This window comes from Pseudomonas sp. SWRI111, assembly GCF_014268555.1.
In the GTDB taxonomy this organism is placed as follows: domain Bacteria; phylum Pseudomonadota; class Gammaproteobacteria; order Pseudomonadales; family Pseudomonadaceae; genus Aquipseudomonas; species Aquipseudomonas hamedanensis.
The window spans coordinates 534,511-560,137 of record NZ_JABWQQ010000001.1 but is presented as its reverse complement, the minus strand read 5'-3'; the positions used below and the strand labels follow the sequence as shown (position 1 = coordinate 560,137).

Below are 25,627 nucleotides of genomic sequence, written 5' to 3'. Positions count from 1 at the left end.
GCACGTCCATGCAACGCCTCTTCCTTTCGTTGTTGATCTGCCTGGGCTTCGTGCTCCCGGCCACGGCCCAGGCCTGGTGGCAGGACGACTGGCATTACCGCAAACAGATCGCCGTCGACACCACACCGCAAGGCGCGGCGATCAATCAGGCGCTGGGCCGCACCGCGCTGCTGGTGCGCCTGCACACCGGCAACTTCACGTTCGATGGTGTGAAAGAGGACGGCTCGGATCTGCGCTTTGTTGCCGCCGATGACAAAACCGTACTCAACCACCAGATCGAAAGTTTCGATGCGCTGATGGGCATGGCGCTGATATGGGTCGATGTGCCGAACGTCGAGGGCGGTCAGCGTCAGGACATCTGGATGTACTACGGCAACCAGAAGGCGCCGGCCACCGGCAACGGCCAATTGACCTTCGATCCGAATTACACCGCGCTCTATCACTTCGACGGCGCCACCGGCACGCCGGCCAAAGACACCACCGCCTACGGCAACACCGCACAAAGCGCAACCGGTGCGGCGATTGATGGCGTCGTTGGCCGCGCCTTGCAGCTCAGTGGCCAGCCATTGCTGCTGCCGGCCAGTCCCTCGCTGCAACACAACACCGATAGTGCGTTTACGTTCAGTGCCTGGTTGCGTCTGGATCAGGCCAATGGCGAACAATTGATTCTCGCTCGTCGCGAGGGCACGCAAAGTCTGCTGATCGGTGTCAACCAGGGCGTGCCGTTCGTGGAGATCGACGGCCAGCGCGCCGCTGCCACGCAAGCGCTGACTCCGGCGCAATGGCAACACGTCGCCCTGACCGCTCAAGGCTCGAAGGTCACGCTGTACCTCAACGGTCGTGAAAGCGCAGTGTTGGCCCAAGCGATGCCGGCATTCAACTCGGTCATGGCCATCGGCGCCGATCTGCACGAAGGTGCGTTCCAGCCATTTGTGGGCGCCATCGATGAGCTGCGCCTGTCCAAAGTCGCCCGCCCGGCCGCGCTGTTGCTGGCCGATGCGACCTCGCAAGGCGCCGAGTCGAAACTGGTGGCTTACGGTGTCGATGAAGAACAGTCCGGTTTTGGTTTCGGCAGCCTCGGCTTTCTGCTCAACGCCGTGCCAATCGACGCCTGGGTGATCATCGCGGTGCTGGTGCTGATGATGTTCCAGTCGTGGGTCATCATGCTGCGCAAGAACCGTACGCTCGGCCGCGTCACCGCCGCCAACGAAGATTTCCGCACGCAATTCGCCAAGGTTGGCACGCGCCTGGAGATGTTCGCCGACGACGCGCAACTCGCCCAGCGCTTGCAGCATTCGCCGTTGTGGCGCCTGTATCTGGTGGCGGTGAAAGAGATCCGCACCCGCCGCGAGCAGGGCGCCGACACCTCATCGGTTTCCGGGGCAACCATCGAAGCGATCCGCTGCTCCATGGACGGCGTGCGCACCCGCGAAAACCAGCAACTGAGTTCGAAACTCTCGACCCTGTCCAACGCCATCGCTGGCGGTCCGTATATCGGCCTGCTCGGCACGGTGCTGGGGATCATGGTGGTGTTTCTCGGCACGGCGATGGCCGGTGACGTCAACATCAACGCCATCGCCCCGGGCATGGCGGCGGCGCTGCTCGCCACGGCGATGGGGCTGTTCGTCGCGATTCCCGCGCTGTTTGGCTACAACCGCCTGGTCACCCGCAACAAGGAAGTCAGTGCCGACATGCGCATCTTCGTCGACGAGTTCATCACTCGCCTGGCGGAGTTGCACGGCGAGAGCCAGCTCAGTGAGTCGGCGCATGCGCGCGGCCATCACGCCAACCACTCTGTACCGGCCTGAGGAGCACTGACATGGCGTCCGTAAATGCCTCCCACGACGATGAAGAAGATGCCGCCGTCGACAGCATCAACATCACTCCGCTGGTCGATGTGCTGATGGTGGTGCTGGTGATGTTCATTCTTACCGCCACGGCGCAGGTTTCCGGGATTCAGATCAACCTGCCCAAAGCCAGCGCCTCGGTGTCGCTGTCGGAAGCGAAAACCAAGGCGATCTCGGTCAACGACGGCGGCCAGGTGTTTCTTGATGCCTATCCCGTGACCTTGGCCGAACTGGAAGAACGCCTGCGCATCGAGAAAGCGCAGAGTCCGGATTTTCCGGTGATCGTGCGCGGTGACGCGACCGTGCAATACCAGAAAGTCATTGAGGTGCTGGATCTGTTGCGCCGGCTGGAACTGTCGCAAGTCGGTCTTGTGACCGGCAAACCGAGCCAGGGCTGAGCCATGACTGCACAACTCCCGATCGAGCCGCCGCCCGTGAAAAAGTCGCCGCTGCGCTTTGCCAAGTGGGGCGCCGGGTTGCTGATCGGCGCGCTCGCCGCGTGGTTCCTCTGGCAGTGGGCCAACGACATGAGCGGTATCCGCCGTGAAGCGCCGAAGGTGCCGACGATCATTCCGCTGCCGCCACCACCGCCTCCGCCGCCGGAGAAACCGCCGGAGCCGGAAACCCCGGTGGAGGAAAAAGTCGTCGAGCCAGAACCGACGCCTGAACCGCAAGAGGTCAAGCCTGAAGAAGAGGCGCCGCCATCGCCGGCGGACGATCTGGCCAACCCGATGCAAATGGACGGCGATGCGCAAAGTGGCAACGACGCGTTCAACATCGGCGCGGGCAAGGGCGGCGGCATGGCCGGGGCCGGCGGCGGGCGTTTGGGCACGGGCACCTACAGCCAGTTTCTCGCGTTCACCTTTCAGCGTCTGCTGCGCGAGAACCCCGACCTGCGCAACCTCGCGTTTTCGCTGCAAGCGGATGTGTGGCTGAGCAGCGTCGGCGAGATCACCCGCGTCGAGCTGATCAAGTCCAGCGGCAACCCGCAAATCGATACCCAGGTGCTGGCCGCGTTACGCGGCGCGCCGGCCCTCAGCGAACGGCCTCCGGCCTCCATTACTTTGCCTGTGCGCTTGTCCCTGCAAGGGCGGCGTCCGGGTTAATTCATTTATTCGAGCTTTGGCAAAAGGAGTTGTGTGCAGATGATTTCCAACGTGAATCGATTGTCCCTGGCGGTCGGCATGGTCATTGCGACCCTGGTCGGTCAGGCCGTGGCAGCGCCTGCGCCGTCGGAGAACGCCACGATCAATCTGATCCGCTTGCTGGTCGAGCAGGGCATTCTGAAACAGGACAAGGCTGACGCGCTGATCGCTCAGGCGCAGAACGAAGCGGCGCAGGCGAAACAGGCTGCGGCGTCTACTGCTGTGGCGGCCGGGCCGGTCGCGGCGCCGGGCGATGTGCGTGTGCAATACGTGCCGGCGGCGGTGCGTGACCAGATCCGCGATCAGGTCAAAGCCGAGGTCATGGCCACCGCCAAACAGGAAAACTGGGCGGCGCCCAACAGCTTCCCGGAGTGGGCCGCACGCATCAGCTTCGACGGCGACATCCGCTTGCGCGACGAATCGCGTTATTACTCGGGCAACAACAGCAACGAAATCGTCGACTTCGCCAAGCTCAACAACAACGGCCCGTACGACGTGAACCCCAACAGCAGCACCAGCCTGCCGCCGTTGCTCAATACCCGCGAAGACCGCGAAAATCTGTTCCGCCTGCGCGCCCGGCTGGGCATGAAAGCGGTGATATCGCCCGAGTGGACCGCCGGCATCCGCATCGGCACCGGCTCGGACAACAACCCGGTTTCGACCACGCAAAACCTCGGCGGCGGTTTCGCCAAGAAAGACATTTGGCTCGATCAGGGCTATCTGAGCTGGAAGCCGATGGATGAATTGACGCTGACGGGCGGGCGCTTCGCCAACCCGTTCATGTCCACCGACATGCTCTATTCCAACGACTTGAACTTCGACGGTGTGGCCGCGATTTTCGACCACAAGCTCAACCACGATTGGGGCGTGTTCGGCACGGTCGGCGCGTTCCCGGTCGATTACACCAACGACAGCGCCAGCAGCAATGGCTTCGACAAGGAAGAGAGCGACAACAAGTGGCTGTACGGCGCGCAACTCGGCGCGAAATGGGCGATCAACAGCAACAACCGCTTGAAAGGTGCGCTGGCTTACTACCGCTTCGACGACATCCAGGGCCAGCGCTCCAGCCCCTGCGAACCGTGGGCCGGTGCGCCGGGCTGCGACAGCGACGGTACGCGCGCGGCGTTCATGCAGAAGGGCAACAGCGTGTTCCTGCTGCGTGACATCACACCGAACCCGCTCAACCCGACCACGACGCCACAACCGCAGTACGTGGGGCTGGCGTCCGAGTTCAACCTGCTCGACCTCAACCTGGTATGGGACGCCGACCTGCCGCAAGACTTCAAGCTGCGCAGCCAGGGCAACTACATCCACAACCTCAGCTACGACGAAGGCGAGATGCGCAAGCGCTCGGCCGGGCAGATCGTCAACAACCTCGACAGCAACGGCGACATCGAAAGCGGCGCCAACGCGTGGATGGTGCAGTTCACCCTCGGCAACGCGCTGGACCTCAAACGCAAGGGCGACTGGAACCTGTTCGCCGGCTACAAGTACATCCAGCCGGACGCCTTGCCGGACGGCTTCAACGACTCGTCATTCCACCTCGGCGGCACCAACGCCAAGGGCTATTTCATGGGCGGCAACTATGGCCTGGCGAAAAACGTTTCGGCCACCGGGCGCTGGATGAGTACCGAAGCGGTGTATGGCGCGCCGTTCGACATCGACGTCTTGCAGCTTGAGATCAACACGCGCTTCTAAGCGCCGGGAGAGGTTATGAAAAACCGCTTGTTAGGGCTCGGACTCGGCCTGTTGATCGCCACCGGGGCGAGCGCCGAAGGCATGGAAGAACGCTTGCGCACGCAATTGCGCAGCACCGCCCAACAGTTGCAGGCCCTGCAAAGCCAGCAGGCCCAGGCCAGCGCCGCGCAATTGGCGGCGCAAAACGAGGCCAAGGCTGCCCAGGAGCAAATCAAGCAATTGACGGCCGAACTGGCCAAAGCCAAAGGCCTCGCCGAGCAACTGGCCGGGCAACAACAGAGCCTGCACAGCCAGGCCCAGGCGCAAGTCGCGGCCAGTGCCGAGCAGACCGGCAAGTTCAAAAAGGCCTACGACGAGCTGCTGGTCCTCGCTCGCGCCAAAGAGGCCGAGCGCTCGAAGCTGCAAGCGCAACTGGCTGAACGTGACACACAAGTGCAGCAATGTTCAGTCAAGAATCAGCAAATGTACGGCGTCGCCAAGCAGATCCTCACGGCCTACGAAAACATCGATGTCGCCGAGGTGATGAAAATCCGCCAGCCCTTTGCCGGTAGCGCCCGGGTCAAGTTCGAAGAGCTGGCCCAAGGCTTTGGCGACGAGCTTTACAAGACGCAATTCGACGCGCCGCAAGCTGCGCTCGCTCATTGATGAACAAGGAAGCAGTCATGACTCAATTGATCACCCACGTTTCACCGCAATCGCTGACCGATGTGCTGCAAGCTGCCGGTTATCGCGTCAACCCGAGTGAGCAGAACGGCATCGTCCAGTTGCTCAGCGCCAGCCAGGGCATTGGCTACGCCGTACGTTTCGGTAATGCGGCGGTTGAGCAGGGCAGTTACGTCGATTTCACGTTCAGTTGCGCGCTGCGTGTGCAAGGTGAGTTGCCCCAAGGCGTAGCCGAGGAATGGAACGCTACCCGACGTTTTGCCCGGTTGTCGTTGCAAGGCGAATTTCTGGTCATGGAAATGGACGTGGTGGTGGCTGCGGGTGTGAGCAACGATCACCTGCGTGGCAATCTGGAGTTGTGGGATCGCCTGTTGCAGGAATTCATCGTCTATCTGCGCGACTTCAGTCAGGCCCCGGCGGCGCAGGCGGCGAAAGTTGTCGTTACTGAAGAAGAGGAAGTGGCGCTGTGAAAAAGCCTGCCATGGTAGTCAGCGCTGCCGCCGTGGCGCTGTTGGTGGTGGCCGTGGCGCTGGTGCTGCGACCTGGAAGTGATCCGGTCGCTGCCCAGCAACCGTCGTCGGCAGCCGCGATTGCGAGCGGGCCAGCGGTGGCACGACTGGGCAATCAACAGGTCTCGCCTGAAGAATTGCAGGCATTGCTCGCGGCGGTCCCGCAGCAGACCCGCGAGCAACTGCGCGGCAACCGTGAGGCGCTGGAGCGCTGGATTCGCACACGTCTGGCCGAGAAAGCCGTGTTGGAGCAGGCGGACGCGCAGGGCTGGGCGCAACGGCCCGACATCGCCCGGCAGACCCGGGCGGCGACCGAGCAGATCGTGTTTCGTGATTATTTGCGCTCGGTGAGTCAGGTGCCGGCGGAGTACCCGAGTGCGGTCGAGTTGCAGCAGGCGTATGACGCCGGCAAGGCCAACTGGCAGACACCGGCGATGTATCGGGTCAGTCAGATTTTCCTCGGCGTCAGTGATGCTTCGAATGTGGAAACGGTGCGCAAACAAGCGCTTGAGTTGAGCAAGAAAGCCCAGTCAGCACCGGGCGAATTTGCAGCGCTCGCTACGCAATATTCGCAGGATCGCGTGACGGCAGAGCGGGGGGGTGATACCGGCCTGCAACCGTTGCAGCAACTGGTGCCAGAAGTGCGCGGCGCGGTGGCGCGGCTCAAGGTTGGCGCCGTCTCCGATCCCGTACAAAGCACTGCCGGATTCCACATCATCAAACTCACCGAGCAACAACCGGCGCGCACTGCGACGCTGGACGAACTGCGCGACCAACTGACCCAGGCCTTGCGTGCGCAACGTCAGGAACAGATCGCCCAAGCCTACCTCGACGGCATGCTCAACACCGCCACGCTGAGCATCGATGGTGCTGAGCTCAACAAAATTCTTGAGGAAAAACCTTGATCCCAGCCCCCACACAAATCCCCCTGTAGGAGTGAGCCTGCTCGCGATAGCAGTTTGTCACGTTTGGTGATGTCGACTGAAACACCGCTATCGCGAGCAGGCTCACTCCTACAAGGGAATTGCGTAACGACAACCACATAGATCGACAGGGAGTCATCGATGTCATTCACCGAACCCGCAGGACGCGCCAACACCGGCGATTACCGCTCGCCGCCAAACAAACCGGAACCCTGGCTCACCCGGGCCGCGACCATCGACAATGAAGTCGCGCAATACTTCTTGGTCAGCGCCCGCTGCGGCTGCTTCATGCAAGCGGCGCGCAGCCTCAACGTACGCTCGACCCTGCTGCGCAAACAACTGGCGCAACTCGAACAGCAACTGCAACACAGTCTGTTCAGCTTCCAGGGCAGCGCCCTCAGCCTGACCCGCGAAGGCCAGCAACTGCAAGCCAAACTGATCACGCTGGCCAACGAACGCAAACTCCCGGTGCTCGAGCAGCCACTGATTCGCCTGGCCGTCGCCGAATCCATCCTCCACGACCTCCTCGGTCGTGACCTCATCGCATTGCTGCGCCGCAACGCCAGCGTGCGCCTGGAGATCATCGCGCTGGACAGCGAACTGTCGCTACGCGCCGTCAGCGCCGACGTCGTCCTCTGGCTGGCTCATGGCGAAACCCCACAACCCGGCCCGACCTTCGCCACCAGCGAACCGCAGCGGTTGGCGCGCCTAGACTATCTGCCGCACATCGCCAAACGCTACTCCCGCGTCACCGCCCGCCCCGAAACCACCGACGACCTTGCCGATTTCATGCTGGTGCAATGGCAGCATGATCGACAGATCGATAGTTTTCGCCCGTGGAATGAATTGGTCGAAAAGCGTCTAGCGGGTGTGGTGCAGATGCAGTCGTATGAGTTGATGCTGGAGACGATTCGCTGCAGTGCGTGCATCGGGTTGTTGCCGGCGTATATGAGCCGGTTTGATCGGGGGTTGATTGCGTTGCCTGGGTTGTTTGCCGAGCCCATGCAGCTACAAGCATGGCTGGCGATCAGTACCGATTCGCAACACACGCCCGAAGTCCAGATGCTCGCCGACATCATCCATCACACCTTCTCCGAGCGCCTGGATTGGTTCCAGCCCTGACCCCGATCCCAAAGGATCTGCACTGGGCTACATTTTTTGCGTCCGACAGAGATCAAATGTGGGAGCGAGCCTGCTCGCGAAGAGGCCAGCACATGCAACAGTGAGGGAGCCTGACCTGACGCCTTCCTGAGCAAGCTCACTCCCACAGGGATCTTCACGGCTAGCAGTTTTTACGTCCGACATAGATCAAATGTGGGAGCGAGCCTGCTCGCGAAGAGGCCAGCACGGCCACCGCGTGATTCAGCCGGCCGACATCACCCCGGCAACTCCGGATTATCCAGTACCCGGTTCGTGGATTGGATGTGGGTTCAGTAGAAGCCACATTTTTAATCTCGCCAGACTCAATACCTCCAGTTTAGAGTGATCGGCCACACCCCGATCACGGACAGATCGTCATGCCAGACCCGAACCCCGTCATCCACCTCGATCGCTTCAACGAATCCCATCTCGAGGGCATTACCGCGTTGTACAACGACCCCGCCGTAGCGCGGCAAGTGTTGCAGATGCCGTTCCAATCCACTGAAGTCTGGCGGCAACGCCTGCTGGCGGACAACGAACGCGTGGTGAAGCTGGTGGCGCTGCATCAGGGCGTGGTGGTTGGCAATCTGGGGCTGGAAGCGCACTCGCGGATGCGCCGGGCGCATGCCGGCAGTTTGGGTATGGCCGTCGCCGTGGCGTGGCAGGGCAAAGGCGTGGGTTCGAAGCTGTTGGCGGCGGCGCTGGATGTCGCCGACAACTGGATGAATCTGCACCGCGTCGAACTCACGGTATATGCCGATAACGAGGCCGCTATCGGGCTGTATCGCAAGTTCGGCTTTGAGACCGAAGGCCTGTTTCGCGACTACGCGGTGCGCGACGGGCAGTGGGTCGACACCCTGAGCATGGCCCGTCTGCGCGGTTCGTCGAAGGCCTGACTCAGTCGCCCAAGGCGAACGCCACCGCCGACTGCGCATGCAGTTCGGTGGTGTCGAGCAGAGGCACGGCGCTGTGTTCGGGTTTGATCAGCAGGCCGATTTCCGTGCAGCCGAGAATGATCGCCTGGGCACCGCGTGCGGTGAGGGATTCGATCACCCGCTGATAGATTTGCCGCGACTGATCGCTGATCACCCCGACGCAAAGTTCGTCGTAAATGATTCGGTGCACGTCCTTGCGCTCGGCTTCTTCCGGCACCAATACCGTCAAACCCTGGGCGATCAGGCGTTGTTTGAGGAAGTCTTGCTCCATGGTGAATGCGGTGCCGAGCAAGCCGACCGTATGCGCATTGATCGCCAATGCAGCCTGAGCCGCCGGTTCGGCAATGTGCAGAAACGGAATATCGATCGCCGCCTGAATCTGCTCAGCGACCTTGTGCATGGTGTTGGTACACAGCACCACGCATTCGGCGCCGCCAGCTTCGAGCCTGCGCGCGGCGTCCACAAGAATCGCCGCCGCGTCGTCCCAGCGCCCGGCGTGCTGGGCCTGTTCCACCGGGCCGAAGTCGACGCTGTGCATCAGCAATTGCGCCGAGCGCAACGGCCCGAGACGATCACGGACCTGCTGGTTGATCAGGCGATAATACTCGGCGCTGGACTCCCAGCTCATGCCGCCGATAAGGCCGATGGTGCGCATGCTGTGCTCCTCAGGGTTGATCAGGGAGGTGAGTGTCCTTTGTATAGGGTGTCGCGATCCAGCGAAAAATTACCGATGCCGGTCTCGCGCATCTGCCATGCTGGGTGTCCGCAGTACTCTTCAGGGAACACCGCAATGAACGACGTACAGCAACTGGGCGAAATGCTTCGCCACTATGCCGAGAGCGAAGCGCACAAGAAGCAACTGTTCGAGACGCAATCGGCGACATGGACCACGCGCATCGCCGCGTTGTTCGGCGATATTCAACAATGGCTGGAGCCCGTGCAGGCACCGCATCTGCTGGAGGTGACTCGTGAAGCCTATGTGGCGTTCGGGCCGAGCGCTCCGGTGGAAACATCGACCTTTAAAACTGAAAAGCTGAGCATCGTGATTGCCGGCAAAGCGGTGGAGTTCGTGCCGGATGTGATGGGCAGCGGCGGACAGATTTCGTTGGCCGTGATGGGGCTGACGGCGGCGCGCTACGGCAGTATCTCGCTGGTGGGCCTGGCGGATGGCGGATGGCAATGGCGCAAGACCAATGGCCTCAAGGATCCGGATACGTTTGTGTTTGACGCGAACTTCCTCGCTCAGCAATTGCAAAGCCTGATCCCTCGCGACCGTACGTAGCCCTCAAGGATCAACTCAATCCCCTGTGGGAGCGGGCTTGCTCGCGAAAGCGGTGGCTCAGTCACCGAAGATGTTGGATAAAACACCGCTTTCGCGAGCAAGCCCGCTCCCACAAGGGTTCTGCGACAAGGCTACATATCGAGGTTGATCCAGCCCGGTCTGGCGTCTTCCGGCGCCACCGCGTTCACGGTTTTCCCCGTCGCCAACTCCACCCGCCGCGCCACCTCCGGGTCATCGGCAAAGGGCACCATGCTCGCTTCATCCAGACTGTCCGCGGTTTCGCGGCGCAGGCAGTACTCCACCGCCAGCCACAAAAACACCACGCCCAGCACATCGAACACAACCTCAATCATGATCGACTCCCGTCTCAGGCAATCTGCGCTTCACGCTGCGCCACGGCAACGTCCGCCACGCGCACCGTGCGCCAGACGTTGTAGGCCATCAGCAACATGCCGGTCAGGAAGAACACGCCACCGGCAAAGCGCACGACGAAGCCCGGGTGACTGGCCTGCAGCGCTTCGACAAACGAATAGGTCAGCGTGCCGTCCTCGTTGATTGCTCGCCACATCAGGCCTTGCGTGATGCCGTTGACCCACATCGAAGCGATGTACAACACGGTGCCGATGGTCGCCAGCCAGAAGTGCAGGTTGATCAGCGGCGTGCTGTACATCTGCTCGCGGCCGAACACTTTCGGCACCATGTGGTAAGTCGCGCCGAACGTGATCATCGCCACCCAGCCCAAGGCCCCGGCGTGAACGTGGCCAATGGTCCAGTCGGTGTAGTGGGAGAGGGCGTTGACCGTTTTGATCGCCATCATCGGCCCTTCGAACGTCGACATTCCGTAGAACGCCAGCGACAACACCAAAAAGCGCAAAATCGGATCGGTGCGCAACTTATGCCAGGCGCCGGACAGCGTCATCATGCCGTTGATCATCCCGCCCCAGCTCGGCGCGAGCAGGATCAGCGACATGGCCATGCCCAGCGACTGCGCCCAGTCGGGCAGGGCGGTGTAGTGCAAATGGTGCGGGCCGGCCCAGATGTACAGAGTGATCAGCGCCCAGAAATGCACGATCGATAACCGGTACGAATACACCGGCCGGCTGACCTGTTTCGGCACGAAGTAATACATCATCCCGAGAAACCCCGTGGTCAAGAAAAAGCCCACGGCGTTGTGCCCGTACCACCATTGCACCATGGCGTCGGTGGCCCCGGAATACACCGGATAGGATTTGAACCAATCCACCGGGATCGACAGGTGGTTGACCACATGAAGCATGGCAATCACCAGAATGAACGCGCCGAAAAACCAGTTGCCGACGTAGATGTGCCTGGTTTTGCGCCGCACCACGGTGGTAAAAAACACCACGGCGTAGGCGACCCAGACCACGGCCATCCACACCGCACCGGAGAACTCGATCTCGGCGTACTCCTTGGTGGTCGTGTAACCCAGCGGCAGGGTGATGAGCATGACCACAATCACCGATTGCCAGCCCCAGAAGGTGAACGCGGCGAGGCTGTCCGAGAACAGCCGCACCTGACAGGTACGCTGCACCGCGTAATAACTGGCGGCGAACTGCGCGCTGCCGGCAAAACCGAAAATCACCAGGCTGGTGTGCAGCGGGCGTAAACGACCGAAAGTGGTCCACGGCAGATCCAGATTCATTTCCGGCCATACCAGTTGCGAGGCGATCCACACGCCCATCGCCATGCCCACCACACCCCAGAAAACGGTTGCAATGACGAATTGGCGGACGACCTTGTAGTTGTAGGCCTGCCCGATTATTGCTGTGCTCATGGTCAGTTCATCCACGGTTGCCAAGTCTTGCCAGGCCTCCTGGTCTGGCATGGGGTGCACTGTAGGAACCGGGGCGCCAACAAAACAGGCTCAGGAAATGTTGATTTGAGCAGATCAGAATCAGTGTGGGAGCGAGCCTGCTCGCGAATGCGATGTATCAGGCGACTGAGTTGGTGGCTGACACTCAGCCTTCGCGAGCAGGCTCGCTCCCACAGATTTGCTGTTGGCAATACCGGGGAAACCCTTAGATCCCGGCCCAACCCGGCATTTCCCCTTGGGTCGATGGTGGCCTTTTGGTAGAGTCGCCGTCGCCAGCGGGTTTTCGGCTGGACGAGGGAATCGAAGAAGGGAGTCTGATCAGTGAGTCCGGGCAAAAAAATCCTCGGTCTCACAGCGTTGCTGCTGATGGTGACGCTGTGGGCCAGTTACTTTTACGTTTTCAAGGAAAATCGCGACGGCCAGCTTGGCGGTGTCGGTGAAAGCACCGCGTGGTGTGGTACACCGCCGACCACGGAAGCGGCGTTGCTGGGCAAGGACCAGTTGACCTTGCGTATCACCAACAACCTGCGCGGTGAGTTCATGCTCAGCGGCTCTGTGGTGGTCTCGGAGCGCACCTTCAACCGTTATGACCTGAGCCGCAACGAATTGCGCCTGCGTCTGGAACCGCTGCAGTGGTCTTACGGCGCCACGCCGATTTTCCTCGAGCAGGTCAAGGTTCAGCCGCTGAGTCGCAATCTCTCATCGACCAACAAAAGTGCGTTCGCCGAGCTTGAACCGCGACCGATCGGTGTGCGCGGGCAGGTCACCGGGTTTCCCTTCGACACCTATCGCTACGGCTACAAACCGGTGCTGTATTACCTCAAGGGCAGCGAGCGCGTCGACCTGCGTTTCAAGAACATCACCACGCTGATGGAGATGTCCAACACGTTCACGCCGATCCAGAAGTACAACCGCGTCGAGTACATCAACGAACCCAACACGATGATCCGCGACGACGATTACAAACCTTACGCAGCGCATGAATGCGCCTTCAGCGTCGAGCGCAAGGGCGCGTTCAAGGCCGTGGTGCTGTTGCTGCTGCTGGTGCTGTGCCTGCCGCTGATGCTGGTGTTCTATCGTGACGTGCCGGGGATCGACTTTCTGGCGACACTGGTCGGGGTTGCGCTGGTGCGGGTGCTGCTCATCGGGCCGGTGCAGGATTTCCGTCTGTACAACATTGATTTTCTGTTCGGCGCGGCAATTTTGCTGGTGGGCACGGTCTCGCTGATCAAGGCGATGCGTATCAATAGCCGGCGAGAGATCGCGTTGCGCAGTGGCGAGACGTCTGCCTGGTAGGGCGATGACATTGAAAAGCCCCTCACTCTGACGCTCTCCCGAGGGTGAGGGTGGGGTGAGGGGCCCGTCTACAGCTGGTCACGTCTATCAAATGAGCGCTGTGATCGCGTGCGCAGCGTTGCGTGAACTTTGTGATTTGTAATCGCAATTGCCGCGCTTTTAGCTATACCTGTAGCTCCCCCTCTATAAAAGTTTGGGCCTTCTGACAGGAGTTACAGCATGAAGCTAGCAGTAATGGTGGGCACGCTGTGCATTGCCACCCTGGGTGTGGTGGGTTGTTCGAGCAAAACCGTCGCTCCCGACCAGTACTCCGGATTTCTCAAGGACTACAGCCAACTGAAAGAGACCAAGTCACCGTCCGGTGCCGAAGTGATGCGCTGGATGGACCCGAAACTGGACATCAACAAATTCTCCAGTGTCTACGTCGAACCCAGCCAGCTCTACCCCAAGCCGCAAGCGACCGAAAAGATTCCACAGCAAACCCTCAATGGCATCACCAGTTATTACGATCAGGCGCTCAAGCGTGAGTTGAGCAAATCGCTGCCACTGGCCACCGGCCCCGGCCCTGGCGTAATTGTTGTGCGCCCGGCGATTACCGCCGTCAGCAGCAAGACCGAAGGCCTGCACGTATATGAGGTGATTCCGATTGCGTTGGTGGCCGCCGCGGTGAGCACCGCTACCGGTATCCGCGATCAGGAAACCACCCTGGCCACCGAGGCGGTGTTCATGGATGGCGCCAGTAACAAGGTGGTGGCGCAGGTGGTGCGCAAGGGCACCGGTCAGCCACTGGAAAACTCATCGCAGGTGATGAAAGCGACTGACGTCAAAGCGGTGATCGATGGCTGGGCGTCGGATATGCATCAGACCTGGCTGAAACTCAAGGCTGAAGCCAAGTAGTGCGTCGAGGCTGACGGCCTCTTCGCGGGCAGGCTCGCTCCCACTCCAAGTCATAAGTGAACTCAAGTGTGGGAGCCTGCTCGGGAAAGCGGCTTGACGGGCGCCGATTTACTGCCCGACAAACCAGCGAAAATACGGATTGCCTAGCCGTTCGCAGGGATTAATTGTTTGGTTTTGTGCCGCGAGTCGCCTTCACGGGGGAACGAGGGCTAAAGTTTCGCCGCGTGCAAATCGAGCCACTCATAGACAGCGTTCATTCGTACGCCTATGAACGACCCGGCCTTACGCTCCAGCTCGATAAGAATCGCGACCGCGCAGGTAGGATAAAAACCATTGCTATGCGGGATATAGTCGAAGCAGCCCTGGATCAGGCCGCCGCTCATGCCATCGGGGTCAGGCGCCTGAAGGGGCAGATTGTCATCGTTGAAGTTGCCGGTTTTCGAAAACTCCAGTGCGACATGGTATTTGGGCAGGAAACGGTGGTGGGGGAAGACCTTGGCGCTTGTATCATTGGTGCCGTAGACGAAGCATTCGGGGATGAACATTCGATTGAGCCGAGCGGCTTTTTTTGCCAGCTGCGTGTTTTTCGGACCGGGGTAGCCAATGAGTTGGTAAAACTTGATGCGTTCGCTGTTTGCCGGGGTTTCAATCAAGTCGCGCTGGATGAAATTGATCTCGCCGTTGCATTCATCCAGAACTTCATCCGGCACCACCATTGCGCCGATGTCGAACGGGTCTTTGCTCCGGCTGCCCTGTGTCGCACTGGTGTTGGAGACCAAGGCTTTGATATAGGGAAGTTTGAACACCTTGTTGGCGGCGTACAGATAGGCTGCTTCTTCGCCCTCGAGGTCTTCGAAAACATGCGCGGCACTGACAATGAGCAACTTGCCGTCATGAAAGAAGAACGTCCCCGAACCGATGGGGTCGTACACATCGCCTTTTTTCAGCATGAACATCACAACAGACTTTCTAAGCATGCAGCATAACCCCTGATCCTTGAGCACCGACGCGTCCGGTAAATGGCCGCGTCGCGAGTTTATGACAGGGAGGGGGTATGGCAAAGCAACCCGTTGCCGGGCCGGTCTCAGGTGTTTTTCTTTGCCAGTTCGCGGACGCGCTCCGCGCTTCTGTAGGCCTTGGCCTGCTCGCGATAGCGGTGTGTCAGCCAGTACATATGGCAGAGATACACCGCTATCGCGAGCAGGCGAAGGCCTACAAGGGAGTGCGGTGGGTTGTATACAATCGCAGTCGCCAGCAACCAACAATTTCACACAGGGCATAGGTCGGCGGCCGATTTCGTGGTTAACTTCCGCCTCTTGCATGCTTTCCAATCACACCATCAGAAGGACTCAAGTCATGGCTCAAGTCACCCTTAAAGGCAATCCGGTTCAAGTCAACGGCCAATTGCCACAAGCCGGTTCCAAGGCGCCAGCCTTTTCCCTGGTCGCCGGCAATCTGTCCGACGTCTCCCTGCAAGACTTCGCCGGCAAGCGCAAAGTCTTGAACATTTTCCCAAGCGTTGACACACCGACCTGCGCGACCTCCGTGCGCAAGTTCAACGCTCAAGCCAACGAACTCGCCAACACCGTGGTGCTGTGCATTTCCGCTGACCTGCCGTTCGCCCAGGCACGTTTCTGCGGCGCTGAAGGTCTGGAAAACGTGCAGAACCTGTCGACCCTGCGCGGCGCCGAATTCATCGAGAATTACGGCGTGGCCATTGCCGACGGTCCGCTGAAGGGCCTGACCGCTCGTGCCGTGGTGGTGCTGGACGAAAACGACAACGTTCTGCACAGCGAGCTGGTCAAGGAAATCGCTGAAGAACCGAACTACGAAGCGGCACTGTCCGTTCTCAAGTAAGGCTTTTACAATTGTTAACGGCCTGGCCCTGTCCAGGCCGTTTTCATTTGTGTATCAGTGTTTTGCCTCACACCTTGAAACGTCAGTGGAAGGTAAATTGCCGGTAAAGCTGCTTTGCTAAATCCCTGCCAGTGCTTATCGTTCAGCCTCCCGTAAAAGAAGCCCACGCGCCCAATGGTTAATCACTCCATGCAATCGTCCCCCCGTCACTCCCGTCGCTGGCTGATCAGCCTGCTGGTCTTGTTGGTCATCGCCGTCCTGTGCTGGAAATTCTGGCCCGCCGGTTCCGCTGACAAGGCCGGCGGCGACAAAGCCGCCGGGCATACCGGGCGTTCGGGGATGATGCGGCCGGGCTTCGGCGGCGGCAGCGGGCCGGTGCCGGTGCGTGTGGCGCCGGCGGTCACGGGCGATTTCCCGCTGTACTACAAAGCGCTGGGCACCGTCACCGCGCTCAACACGATCAACGTGCGCAGCCGGGTCGGTGGCGAACTGGTGAAAATCCATTTCGAAGAAGGGCAGATGGTCAAGGCCGGCGAGTTGCTGGCGGAAATCGATCCGCGTCCCTACCAGAATGCCTTGCTCCAGGCCGAAGGTACCCTGCTGCAAAATCAGGCGCAGCTGAAAAACGCCCAGGTCGACGTCGAGCGCTATCGCGGTCTTTATAAAGAGGACAGCATCGCCAAACAGACCCTGGACACCGCTGAAGCGCTGGTCGGTCAGTACCTGGGCACGGTCAAGACCAACCAGGCGGCGGTCAACGACGCCAGGCTCAATCTTGAATTCACCAAGATCCGTGCGCCGATCGCCGGTCGTGTCGGCCTGCGTCAAGTCGATGTCGGCAACCTCGTCACAGCGAACGACACCACGTTCATCGCCGTCATCACTCAGACCCAGCCGATCAGCGTCGCCTTCACCTTGCCGGAAAACAGCCTGGAAACCGTGCTGGCCCGTTACCGCAGCGGCGCGAAACTGCCGGCGGAGGCGTGGGATCGTGGCGATACCAAACTGCAAGCCACCGGCGTGCTGCAGAGCCTCGACAACCAGATCGATGTCGCCACCGGCACCCTGAAATTCAAGGCCCGTTACGACAACCGCGATCAAGCGCTGTTTCCCAACCAGTTCGTCAACGTGCACTTGCTGGCCGACACGCTCAAAGGCGTGGTGCTGGCCCCGTCGGCGGCGATTCAGTTCGGCACCAACGGCACCTTCGTCTACGCGCTGGACGGCGACAAGAAAGTCACCATCCGCCAACTGAAGATCGGCGCCAGCGATGGCGAAAACACCGTCGTCACCGAAGGCCTGGCCGCAGGCGACCGGGTGGTGCTTGAAGGCACCGACCGCTTGAAGGAAGGCAGCGAGGTGGAAGTGGTCAACGATAGCAATCAAGTGCCGACCACGCCGACCGAACACCTGCAAGGCAAGTCCGCTGCCAGCACCCCGGACGCCGCCGTGACTGACAAGGCCAAGAAGGGCGCATGAACATTTCGCGGCTGTTCATCCTCCGTCCGGTAGCCACCACCTTGAGCATGCTGGCGATAGTGCTGGCCGGTCTGATCGCCTATCGCCTGCTGCCGGTGTCGGCGCTGCCGCAGGTCGATTACCCGACCATCCGCGTCATGACCCTGTATCCCGGCGCCAGCCCGGACGTGATGACCAGTGCGGTCACCGCGCCACTTGAGCGCCAGTTCGGCCAGATGCCGGGCCTCACGCAGATGGCCTCGACCAGTTCCGGTGGCGCCTCGGTGCTGACCCTGCGTTTCAGCCTCGACATCAACATGGACGTCGCCGAGCAACAGGTGCAGGCCGCAATCAACGCCGCGACCAACCTGCTGCCGACGGACTTGCCGGCGCCGCCGGTGTACAACAAGGTCAACCCGGCGGACACGCCGGTACTGACCCTGGCCATCACCTCGAAAACCATGTTGCTGCCCAAGCTCAACGACCTGGTCGATACGCGCATGGCGCAGAAAATCGCCCAGATCAGCGGGGTCGGTATGGTCAGCATTGCCGGCGGTCAGCGTCAGGCCGTGCGAATCAAAGTCAACCCAGAGGCTCTGGCCGCCGCCAGCCTGAACCTCTCCGATGTGCGCGCGCTGATCGCTGCCTCCAACGTCAACCAGCCGAAAGGTAATTTTGACGGCCCGACGCGCGTGTCGATGCTTGATGCCAACGACCAACTGACCTCGCCTGAGGATTACGCCAACCTGATCCTCGCCTACAAGAACGGCGCGCCGTTGCGGCTCAAGGACGTCGCCGAGATTGTCGATGGCGCCGAAAACGAGCGCCTGGCCGCGTGGGCCAACCAGAATCAGGCGGTCCTGCTGAACATCCAGCGCCAGCCCGGCGCCAACGTGATCGAGGTGGTTGACCGCATCAAGGCGCTGCTGCCGAGCATCACCGATAACCTGCCGGCCGGCCTCGATGTGACGGTGCTGACTGACCGCACCCAGACCATCCGCGCCTCGGTCACGGACGTGCAGCACGAACTGCTGATCGCCATCGCGCTGGTGGTGATGGTAACGTTCCTGTTCCTGCGCCGCGCCAGTGCGACGATCATTCCGTCGGTGGCCGTGCCGCTGTCGCTGATCGGCACCTTCGGCGTAATGTATCTGGCGGGTTTCTCGGTCAATAACCTGACGCTGATGGCTTTGACCATCGCTACCGGTTTCGTCGTCGACGATGCCATCGTGATGCTCGAGAACATCTCGCGCTATATCGAAGAGGGCGACAGCCCGATGCAGGCCGCGCTCAAGGGAGCGAAGCAGATCGGCTTCACCTTGATCTCCCTGACGCTGTCGCTGATCGCGGTGCTGATTCCCCTGCTGTTCATGGGCGATGTGGTGGGCCGGTTGTTTCGCGAGTTCGCCATTACCCTGGCGGTGGCGATCCTGATTTCCCTGGTCGTCTCGCTGACGCTGACACCCATGATGTGCGCGCGACTGCTCAAGCGTGAGCCAGAGGCCCATGAGCAGGGCCGTTTCTACCGCACCAGCGGCGCCTTCATCGACTGGATGATTGCTGAATACGGGCGGATGTTGCGCTGGGTACTCAAGCATCAGCCGCTGACACTGTTGGTGGCGATCGGCACGCTGGCGCTGACCGTGTTCCTTTATATGGTCGTGCCCAAGGGCTTCTTTCCGGTGCAGGACACCGGGGTGATCCAGGGCATTTCCGAAGCGCCGCAGTCGATTTCCTTTGCGGCAATGGGCGAGCGTCAGCAGGCGCTGGCGAAGATCATTCTCGAAGACCCTGACGTGCAAAGCCTGTCGTCGTACATCGGTGTCGATGGCGACAACGCCACGCTCAACAGCGGGCGCCTGCTGATCAACCTCAAGCCCCACGGCGAGCGCGATCTGACCGCGACTGAAGTGATCGCCCGCCTGCAACCGCAACTGGACAAACTGGTCGGCATTCGCCTGTTCATGCAGCCGGTGCAAGACTTGACCATCGAGGACCGCGTCAGCCGTACCCAATACCAGTTCAGCCTGTCCTCGCCGGATTCCGAGCTGCTCAGCCAGTGGAGCGGGCGGCTGGTCGAAGCGCTGGCACAGCGTCCGGAGCTGACCGACGTTGCCAGCGACTTGCAGGACAAGGGCTTGCAGGTCTATCTGGTGATCGACCGCGACGCCGCGTCACGCCTCGGCGTTTCGGTGTCGAACATCACCGATGCGTTGTACGACGCCTTCGGTCAGCGGCAGATCTCGACCATTTACACCCAGGCCAGCCAGTATCGCGTGGTGCTGCAAGCCCAGGCTGGCGAGCGGATCGGCCCGCAGGCGCTGGATCAGATCCATGTGAAAACCACTGACGACGCCCAGGTGCGGCTGTCCAGCCTGGCGCATATCGAGGAGCGTCAGGCGCAACTGGCGATCAGCCACATCGGCCAGTTCCCGGCGGTGATGATGTCGTTCAACCTCGCGCCCGGCGTGGCGCTGGGGCATGCGGTGGACGTCATCGAACAGGTGCAGCAAGAGATCGGCATGCCGGTTGGCGTACAAACCCGCTTCCAGGGGGCGGCCGAAGCGTTCCAGGCTTCGCTGTCGAGTACCTTGCTGTTGATCCTGGCGGCGGTGGTGACCATGTACATCGTGCTTGGCGTGCTCTACGAGAGTTATATCCACCCGATCACCATTCTCTCGACCTTGCCGTCGGCGGCGGTGGGCGCCTTGCTGGCCTTGCTGCTCAGCGGTAACGATCTGGGGATGATTGCGATCATCGGCATCATTCTGCTGATCGGTATCGTCAAGAAGAACGCGATCATGATGATCGACTTCGCCCTCGACGCCGAGCGCAACCAGGGCATGGCGCCGCAGGAGGCGATCTATCAGGCGGCGCTGTTGCGCTTCCGGCCGATCCTCATGACTACGCTGGCGGCGTTGTTCGGCGCGGTGCCGCTGATGCTCGCCACCGGTTCGGGCGCCGAACTGCGCCAGCCGCTGGGCCTGGTGATGGTCGGCGGGTTGCTCATGAGCCAGGTGCTGACTCTGTTCACTACACCGGTGATTTACCTGTACTTCGACCGCCTTGGCCGTCGGTTTGGCAAGAGCAAGGCTGAAGGCGAAGAGGTCGCGGTATGACTGTCCGCACACATTCCCCTTGTGGGAGCGGGCTTGCTCGCGAAAGCGGAGTGTCAGCCGCTACCCATGTTGGATGTGCCGGCCTCTTCGCGAGCAAGCCCGCTCCCACAGTGGAACTGTGTGAAACCGGAGTTTGCGGTCAATGAATCTTTCAGGTCCTTTCATCAAACGTCCCGTGGCGACGATGCTGCTGAGCCTGGCAATCATGCTGCTCGGCGGTGTCAGCTTCGGGCTGCTGCCAGTCTCGCCGTTGCCACAGATGGACTTCCCGGTCATCGTTGTGCAGGCCAGCCTGCCCGGTGCCAGCCCAGAGGTCATGGCCTCGACAGTGGCGACGCCGCTGGAGCGCTCGTTCGGCGCGATTGCCGGCGTCAACACCATGAGCAGTCGCTCCAGTCAGGGCTCGACGCGGGTGATTTTGCAGTTCGACCTCGACCGTGACATCAACGGTGCGGCGCGGGAAGTGCAGGCGGCGATCAACGCCTCGCGCAATTTGCTGCCGAGCGGGATGCGCAGCATGCCCACCTACAAAAAGGTCAATCCGTCGCAGGCGCCGATCATGGTGCTGTCGCTGACCTCGGACGTGCTGGAAAAAGGCCAGTTGTATGATCTGGCCTCGACGATCTTGTCGCAGAGCCTGTCCCAGGTGCAGGGCGTCGGTGAAGTGCAGATCGGCGGCAGTTCGCTGCCGGCGGTGCGCATCGAACTCGAACCGCAGGCACTCAACCAGTACGGCGTGGCCCTCGATGATGTGCGCAAGACCATCGCCGACGCCAACGTGCGCCGGCCCAAGGGTTCGGTGGAAGACGCGCAGCGGCTGTGGCAGATCCAGGCCAACGACCAACTGGAAAAGGCCAAGGATTACGAGTCGCTGATCATCCATTACGCCGACGGTGCTGCACTGCGCCTCAAAGACGTGGCGAAGGTCAGCGACGGCGTCGAAGACCGCTACAACAGCGGCTTCTTCAACGATGACGCAGCGGTGTTGCTGGTGATTAACCGGCAGGCGGGCGCCAACATCATCGAGACGGTCAACGAGATCAAGGCGCAGTTGCCGGCCCTGCAAGCGGTGCTGCCGGCCAGCGTCAAGCTGAACCTGGCGATGGACCGCTCGCCAGTAATCAAGGCCACATTGCACGAAGCAGAAATGACCCTGCTGATCGCCGTCGTCCTGGTGGTGCTGGTGGTGTTTCTGTTCCTCGGCAATTTCCGCGCCTCGCTGATTCCGACGCTGGCGGTGCCGGTGTCGCTGGTCGGCACCTTTGCGGTGATGTACCTCTACGGTTTTTCGCTGAACAACCTGTCGCTGATGGCGCTGATTCTTGCCACCGGCCTGGTGGTGGACGACGCCATTGTCGTGCTGGAGAACATTTCCCGGCACATCGACGAGGGCGTCAAACCGATGCAGGCCGCGTATCTCGGTGCCAAGGAAGTCGGTTTTACCTTACTGTCGATGAACGTATCGCTGGTGGCAGTATTTCTGTCGATCCTGTTCATGGGTGGCATTGTCGAAAGCCTGTTCCGCGAGTTTTCCATCACCCTGGCCGCGGCGATTGTCGTGTCGCTGGTGGTGTCCCTGACGTTGACGCCGATGCTCTGCGCCCGTTGGCTCAAGCCACACACGCCTGGGCAGGAAAACCGCCTGCAACGCTGGAGTCGGCGCACCAACGACTGGATGGTCGGCAAATACGCCGTGAGCCTCGACTGGGTCTTGCGCCACCGCCGCCTGACGCTGCTCAGTCTATTGATCACGGTCGGCGTCAACGTCGCGCTGTATGTGGTGGTACCGAAAACCTTCATGCCCCAGCAGGACACCGGACAGTTGATCGGTTTTGTGCGCGGCGACGACGGTCTGTCGTTCAGCGTCATGCAGCCGAAAATGGAAATTTTCCGCCGCGCCGTGCTCAAGGATGAGGCGGTGGAGAGCGTCGCCGGCTTCATCGGGGGAGGCAACGGCACTAACAACGCCTTCATGATCGTGCGCCTGAAACCGATCAAGGAACGCCAGTTGTCGGCACAGAAAGTCATTGAACGCCTGCGCAAGGAAATGCCCAAGGTACCCGGCGCGCAGTTGATGCTGATGGCCGACCAGGACCTGCAGTTTGGCGGCGGGCGCGAGCAGACCTCGTCGCAGTACAGCTATATCCTGCAAAGCGGCGATCTCGGTGAGTTGCGCAAGTGGTATCCGAAAGTGGTCACGGCATTGCGCGCCTTGCCCGAACTGACCGCCATCGATGCCCGCGAAGGCGCGGGGGCACAGCAGGTGACGCTGATTGTCGACCGCGACCAGGCCAAACGTCTGGGCGTGGACATGGACATGGTCACGGCGGTACTGAACAACGCCTACAGTCAGCGGCAGATTTCGACGATCTACGACAGCCTCAACCAGTATCAAGTGGTGATGGAGGTCAATCCGAAATACGCTCAGGACCCGGTGACACTCAAGCAGGTGCAGGTCATTACCGCTGACGGTGCGCGGGTGCCGTTGTCGACGTTCGCTCATTACGAAAACAGCCTGGAAGACGATCGGGTCAGCCACGAAGGCCAGTTCGCGTCCGAGTCGATTGCCTTTGACATGGCAGAAGGCGTGACGGTGGAGCAGGGCAGTGCCGCCATCGAACGGGCGATTGCCAAGGTCGGGCTGCCGGAAGATGTCATTGCGAAAATGGCCGGTACGGCTGATGCCTTCGCCGCGACGCAAAAGAGCCAGCCGTTGATGATCCTCGGCGCGCTGCTGGCGGTGTACCTTGTGCTCGGCGTGCTGTACGAAAGCTACATCCACCCGCTGACCATTCTGTCGACGCTGCCATCGGCCGGAGTCGGCGCGTTGCTGTCGATCTATGCGCTGGGTGGCGAATTCAGCCTGATTTCCCTGCTCGGGCTGTTCCTGCTGATCGGCGTGGTGAAGAAAAACGCCATTCTGATGATCGACCTCGCGCTGCAACTGGAGCGCCATCAGGGCCTGTCGCCGCTGGAGTCGATCCGCAGCGCGTGCCTGCAACGTTTGCGGCCGATTCTGATGACCACGCTGGCGGCGATCCTCGGCGCCTTGCCGCTGCTGCTCGGCCGGGCCGAGGGCGCGGAAATGCGCCAGCCGCTGGGGCTGACCATCATTGGCGGTCTGGTCTTCAGCCAGGTCCTGACCCTTTACACCACACCTGTGGTTTACCTCTATCTCGACAAGCTGCGCCATCGCTTCAACCATTGGCGTGGCGTGCGCACTGACGCCGCTCTGGAAACTCCGCTATGACTGACCGTTCGCTTTTCAATCTGGCCACTGTTCGCGGTTCGCGGCTGTTGAGCCTGTCGCTGTGCGTGGCGATGCTCAGTGCCTGTGCTGTCGGCCCCGATTACCAGCGTCCGCAGACCGCTGAAATCGCTCAGTACAAGGAAGCCGAAGGCTGGCGCCAGGCCAACCCGAGCGATTCGCTGGCCCGCGGGGCCTGGTGGGAGTTGTACGGCGATCAGCAGCTCAATGCTTTGATCGAGAAACTCAACAGTTCCAACCAGACGGTGGCGCAATCCGAAGCCCAGTATCGCCAAGCTCAGGCGTTGGTGCGCAGCGCACGCGGGGCGTTTTATCCCAGTGTCGACCTGAGCCTGGGCAAGACCCGCTCCAGTCAGGGCACCGGCAGCAGCAGTTCTAGCCTGAGCAGTTCTTCCAGCGGGATTCGTGACACCTACAACGCGCAACTGGGCGTGAGTTGGGAGGCCGATGTATGGGGCAAGCTGCGCCGCGGCCTGGAGGCGGACGAAGCCAGTGCCCAGGCGAGTTTTGCCGACCTGGCGGCAATGCGCCTGAGCCAACAGTCGGAACTGGTGCAGAACTACCTGCAACTGCGTGTGATTGATCAGCAGAAACGGTTGCTCGAGGCCACCGTTGCCGCTTACGAACGCTCGCTGAAAATGACCGAGAACCAATACCGCGCCGGGGTTTCCGGGCGTGACGCGGTGGCGCAGGCGCAGACCCAGTTAAAAAGTACTCAGGCCGATCTGGTCGATCTGATCTGGCAGCGCGCGCAGTTTGAAAACGCTATCGCCGTGCTGACCGGCGAAGCGCCGGCGAACTTCAGCATTGCCGAAAGCCAGACCATCCCGAACTTGCCGCAAGTGCCGCTGAGCCTGCCTTCGCAGTTGCTTGAGCGGCGTCCGGACATCGCCTCCGCCGAGCGCTCGGTGATCGCCGCCAACGCCAACATCGGCGTGGCGAAAGCCGCCTATTATCCAGATCTGACCCTGAGTCTGAGCGGGGGCTACAGCAGCAGTACATCGAACAACCTGATCAGCCTGCCGAACCGTTTCTGGTCGGTTGGCCCGCAGCTGTCGTTGCCGCTGTTCGACGGCGGCATTCGTTCGGCCGAGGTTGATCGCACTGAAGCGGCCTACGACCAGACCGTCGCCAAATACCGCCAGACCGTACTCGACGGTTTCCGCGAAGTGGAAAACTATCTGGTGCAGCTGAAGGTGTATGCCGACGAAGCGGCCGTGCGCCAGGAAGCGCTGGATGCCGCGCGCGATTCCCTGCGCCTGACGGAAAACCAGTACAAGGCCGGACTGATTGCCTATATCGACGTAGTGGTGGTGCAAGCGACGGCGTTGAGCAACGAGCGCAGTGTCTTGAACATTCTGCAAAACCGCCTGATTGCCAGCGTGCAACTGATCGCCGCGCTGGGCGGTGGCTGGGACGGCCAACTGGATGTCAGCGACAAGCGCTGAGCCTTGTGGGAGTGAGCCTGCTCACGAAAGCGTCGCCCCCAGTGATCGTTCCCACGCTCTGCGTGGGAATGCCTCAACGGACGCTCCGCGTTCGGCTCTGAAGGGAACGCGGAGCGTCCCGGGCTGCATTCCCACGCAGAGCGTGGGAACGATCATCAACTACGATGGTGGCTGTACTGGCGTCATCGCGAGCAGGCTCACTCCTACAGGGGATTTATGCCTGGCGCGGAATTTCGGGTAACGCAGGCCACTGTAGGAGTGAGCCTGCTCGCGATAGCGGTTAGTCATTCAGCACATTATCAACTGAC

Annotated in this window: 21 protein-coding genes; 17 read left to right on the top strand and 4 right to left on the bottom strand. The window is 61.0% G+C overall.

Annotation, left to right across the window (positions count from 1 at the left end; translation table 11 throughout):
• The first annotated feature begins 8 nt into the window (after positions 1-8).
• From HU755_RS02260 to HU755_RS02220, 9 genes are all read left to right on the top strand, one after another.
• Positions 9-1,808, top strand: coding sequence for a DUF2341 domain-containing protein (locus HU755_RS02260; RefSeq protein WP_186630447.1), 1,800 nt, complete (start codon positions 9-11; stop codon positions 1,806-1,808).
• A gap of 11 nt (positions 1,809-1,819) precedes the next feature.
• Positions 1,820-2,245, top strand: coding sequence for a biopolymer transporter ExbD (locus HU755_RS02255; protein ID WP_186551381.1), 426 nt, complete (start codon positions 1,820-1,822; stop codon positions 2,243-2,245).
• 3 nt (positions 2,246-2,248) lie between these two features.
• The gene (locus HU755_RS02250) at positions 2,249-2,953 is read left to right on the top strand and encodes an energy transducer TonB (RefSeq protein WP_186619903.1); all 705 of its coding nucleotides are present in this window, start codon (positions 2,249-2,251) and stop codon (positions 2,951-2,953) included.
• Between the two features lie 39 nt (positions 2,954-2,992).
• Positions 2,993-4,690 carry a putative porin gene (locus HU755_RS02245; protein WP_186619902.1) on the top strand — a complete coding sequence of 566 codons (1,698 nt, stop codon included), beginning with the start codon at positions 2,993-2,995 and terminating at the stop codon, positions 4,688-4,690.
• Between the two features lie 15 nt (positions 4,691-4,705).
• Complete coding sequence (locus HU755_RS02240) at positions 4,706-5,335, top strand: DNA repair protein (RefSeq protein ID WP_186630446.1); 630 nt, start codon at positions 4,706-4,708, stop codon at positions 5,333-5,335.
• A 17-nt stretch (positions 5,336-5,352) separates the two neighbouring features.
• On the top strand, positions 5,353-5,823 hold the full coding sequence (locus HU755_RS02235; protein WP_186630445.1) for a YbjN domain-containing protein: 471 nt from the start codon (positions 5,353-5,355) through the stop codon (positions 5,821-5,823).
• The gene (locus HU755_RS02230; protein WP_186619900.1) at positions 5,820-6,767 is read left to right on the top strand and encodes a peptidylprolyl isomerase; all 948 of its coding nucleotides are present in this window, start codon (positions 5,820-5,822) and stop codon (positions 6,765-6,767) included. Before HU755_RS02235 ends, HU755_RS02230 begins: the two co-directional genes overlap by 4 nt.
• A 159-nt stretch (positions 6,768-6,926) precedes the next feature.
• Positions 6,927-7,907, top strand: coding sequence for a LysR family transcriptional regulator (locus tag HU755_RS02225; RefSeq protein WP_186630444.1), 981 nt, complete (start codon positions 6,927-6,929; stop codon positions 7,905-7,907).
• A 395-nt stretch (positions 7,908-8,302) separates the two neighbouring features.
• On the top strand, positions 8,303-8,821 hold the full coding sequence (locus tag HU755_RS02220; RefSeq protein WP_186630443.1) for a GNAT family N-acetyltransferase: 519 nt from the start codon (positions 8,303-8,305) through the stop codon (positions 8,819-8,821).
• Between the two features lies 1 nt (position 8,822).
• Here the strand turns inward: HU755_RS02220 and HU755_RS02215 are convergent, their stop codons facing one another.
• Positions 8,823-9,515, bottom strand: coding sequence for an aspartate/glutamate racemase family protein (locus HU755_RS02215; RefSeq protein WP_186630442.1), 693 nt, complete (start codon positions 9,513-9,515; stop codon positions 8,823-8,825).
• Between the two features lie 135 nt (positions 9,516-9,650).
• Here HU755_RS02215 and HU755_RS02210 point away from each other — a divergent pair, with 135 nt between their 5' ends.
• Positions 9,651-10,142: a hypothetical protein gene (locus HU755_RS02210; protein WP_186630441.1), complete on the top strand. Its 492-nt coding sequence runs from the start codon at positions 9,651-9,653 to the stop codon at positions 10,140-10,142.
• A 131-nt stretch (positions 10,143-10,273) separates the two neighbouring features.
• Here HU755_RS02210 and HU755_RS02205 read toward each other — a convergent pair whose 3' ends face one another.
• Together HU755_RS02205 and ccoN are read right to left on the bottom strand one after the other, a co-directional pair.
• Positions 10,274-10,495: a cbb3-type cytochrome c oxidase subunit 3 gene (locus HU755_RS02205; protein WP_186630440.1), complete on the bottom strand. Its 222-nt coding sequence runs from the start codon at positions 10,493-10,495 to the stop codon at positions 10,274-10,276.
• A gap of 14 nt (positions 10,496-10,509) precedes the next feature.
• Positions 10,510-11,937 (bottom strand): cytochrome-c oxidase, cbb3-type subunit I, encoded by a 1,428-nt coding sequence (ccoN, locus tag HU755_RS02200; RefSeq protein WP_186630439.1) that lies wholly within the window; start codon positions 11,935-11,937, stop codon positions 10,510-10,512.
• Positions 11,938-12,297: 360 nt separating this feature from the next.
• Between ccoN and HU755_RS02195 the strand changes: the two genes are divergently transcribed.
• Together HU755_RS02195 and HU755_RS02190 are read left to right on the top strand one after the other, a co-directional pair.
• Positions 12,298-13,272, top strand: coding sequence for a hypothetical protein (locus tag HU755_RS02195; RefSeq protein WP_186552322.1), 975 nt, complete (start codon positions 12,298-12,300; stop codon positions 13,270-13,272).
• 219 nt (positions 13,273-13,491) lie between these two features.
• A complete protein-coding gene (locus HU755_RS02190; protein ID WP_186623637.1) occupies positions 13,492-14,169 on the top strand; it encodes a DUF3313 domain-containing protein in 678 nt (225 codons plus the stop codon).
• Positions 14,170-14,378: 209 nt separating this feature from the next.
• On the opposite strand, the gene HU755_RS02185 is transcribed toward HU755_RS02190, so the two are convergent.
• Positions 14,379-15,125 carry a hypothetical protein gene (locus tag HU755_RS02185; protein WP_186630438.1) on the bottom strand — a complete coding sequence of 249 codons (747 nt, stop codon included), beginning with the start codon at positions 15,123-15,125 and terminating at the stop codon, positions 14,379-14,381.
• Between the two features lie 400 nt (positions 15,126-15,525).
• On the opposite strand from HU755_RS02185, the gene tpx reads away from it, so the two are divergent.
• The 5 genes from tpx (at position 15,526) to HU755_RS02160 (ending at position 25,319) form a co-directional block, all read left to right on the top strand.
• Complete coding sequence (tpx, locus tag HU755_RS02180) at positions 15,526-16,026, top strand: thiol peroxidase (protein WP_186552307.1); 501 nt, start codon at positions 15,526-15,528, stop codon at positions 16,024-16,026.
• Positions 16,027-16,200: 174 nt separating this feature from the next.
• Positions 16,201-17,505 (top strand): MdtA/MuxA family multidrug efflux RND transporter periplasmic adaptor subunit, encoded by a 1,305-nt coding sequence (locus tag HU755_RS02175; protein ID WP_186630437.1) that lies wholly within the window; start codon positions 16,201-16,203, stop codon positions 17,503-17,505.
• Complete coding sequence (locus HU755_RS02170; RefSeq protein ID WP_186630436.1) at positions 17,502-20,603, top strand: MdtB/MuxB family multidrug efflux RND transporter permease subunit; 3,102 nt, start codon at positions 17,502-17,504, stop codon at positions 20,601-20,603. The genes HU755_RS02175 and HU755_RS02170 overlap by 4 nt, the downstream gene beginning before the upstream one ends.
• A 142-nt stretch (positions 20,604-20,745) precedes the next feature.
• Positions 20,746-23,853 (top strand): efflux RND transporter permease subunit, encoded by a 3,108-nt coding sequence (locus tag HU755_RS02165; RefSeq protein ID WP_186630435.1) that lies wholly within the window; start codon positions 20,746-20,748, stop codon positions 23,851-23,853.
• A complete protein-coding gene (locus tag HU755_RS02160; RefSeq protein WP_186630434.1) occupies positions 23,850-25,319 on the top strand; it encodes an efflux transporter outer membrane subunit in 1,470 nt (489 codons plus the stop codon). The genes HU755_RS02165 and HU755_RS02160 overlap by 4 nt, the downstream gene beginning before the upstream one ends.
• The last annotated feature ends 308 nt before the right edge of the window (positions 25,320-25,627 follow it).

Coding starts and splice junctions, on each gene's coding strand:
- HU755_RS02205 (WP_186630440.1), bottom strand. CDS start 10,495: ATGATTGAGGTTGTGTTCGATGTGCTGGGCGTGGTGTTTTTGTGGCTG.
- HU755_RS02210 (WP_186630441.1), top strand. CDS start 9,651: ATGAACGACGTACAGCAACTGGGCGAAATGCTTCGCCACTATGCCGAG.
- HU755_RS02250 (WP_186619903.1), top strand. CDS start 2,249: ATGACTGCACAACTCCCGATCGAGCCGCCGCCCGTGAAAAAGTCGCCG.
- HU755_RS02260 (WP_186630447.1), top strand. CDS start 9: ATGCAACGCCTCTTCCTTTCGTTGTTGATCTGCCTGGGCTTCGTGCTC.
- HU755_RS02175 (WP_186630437.1), top strand. CDS start 16,201: ATGGTTAATCACTCCATGCAATCGTCCCCCCGTCACTCCCGTCGCTGG.
- HU755_RS02245 (WP_186619902.1), top strand. CDS start 2,993: ATGATTTCCAACGTGAATCGATTGTCCCTGGCGGTCGGCATGGTCATT.
- HU755_RS02255 (WP_186551381.1), top strand. CDS start 1,820: ATGGCGTCCGTAAATGCCTCCCACGACGATGAAGAAGATGCCGCCGTC.
- ccoN (WP_186630439.1), bottom strand. CDS start 11,937: ATGAGCACAGCAATAATCGGGCAGGCCTACAACTACAAGGTCGTCCGC.
- HU755_RS02190 (WP_186623637.1), top strand. CDS start 13,492: ATGAAGCTAGCAGTAATGGTGGGCACGCTGTGCATTGCCACCCTGGGT.
- HU755_RS02235 (WP_186630445.1), top strand. CDS start 5,353: ATGACTCAATTGATCACCCACGTTTCACCGCAATCGCTGACCGATGTG.
- HU755_RS02225 (WP_186630444.1), top strand. CDS start 6,927: ATGTCATTCACCGAACCCGCAGGACGCGCCAACACCGGCGATTACCGC.
- HU755_RS02170 (WP_186630436.1), top strand. CDS start 17,502: ATGAACATTTCGCGGCTGTTCATCCTCCGTCCGGTAGCCACCACCTTG.
- HU755_RS02220 (WP_186630443.1), top strand. CDS start 8,303: ATGCCAGACCCGAACCCCGTCATCCACCTCGATCGCTTCAACGAATCC.
- HU755_RS02185 (WP_186630438.1), bottom strand. CDS start 15,125: ATGTTCATGCTGAAAAAAGGCGATGTGTACGACCCCATCGGTTCGGGG.
- HU755_RS02215 (WP_186630442.1), bottom strand. CDS start 9,515: ATGCGCACCATCGGCCTTATCGGCGGCATGAGCTGGGAGTCCAGCGCC.
- tpx (WP_186552307.1), top strand. CDS start 15,526: ATGGCTCAAGTCACCCTTAAAGGCAATCCGGTTCAAGTCAACGGCCAA.
- HU755_RS02240 (WP_186630446.1), top strand. CDS start 4,706: ATGAAAAACCGCTTGTTAGGGCTCGGACTCGGCCTGTTGATCGCCACC.
- HU755_RS02165 (WP_186630435.1), top strand. CDS start 20,746: ATGAATCTTTCAGGTCCTTTCATCAAACGTCCCGTGGCGACGATGCTG.
- HU755_RS02160 (WP_186630434.1), top strand. CDS start 23,850: ATGACTGACCGTTCGCTTTTCAATCTGGCCACTGTTCGCGGTTCGCGG.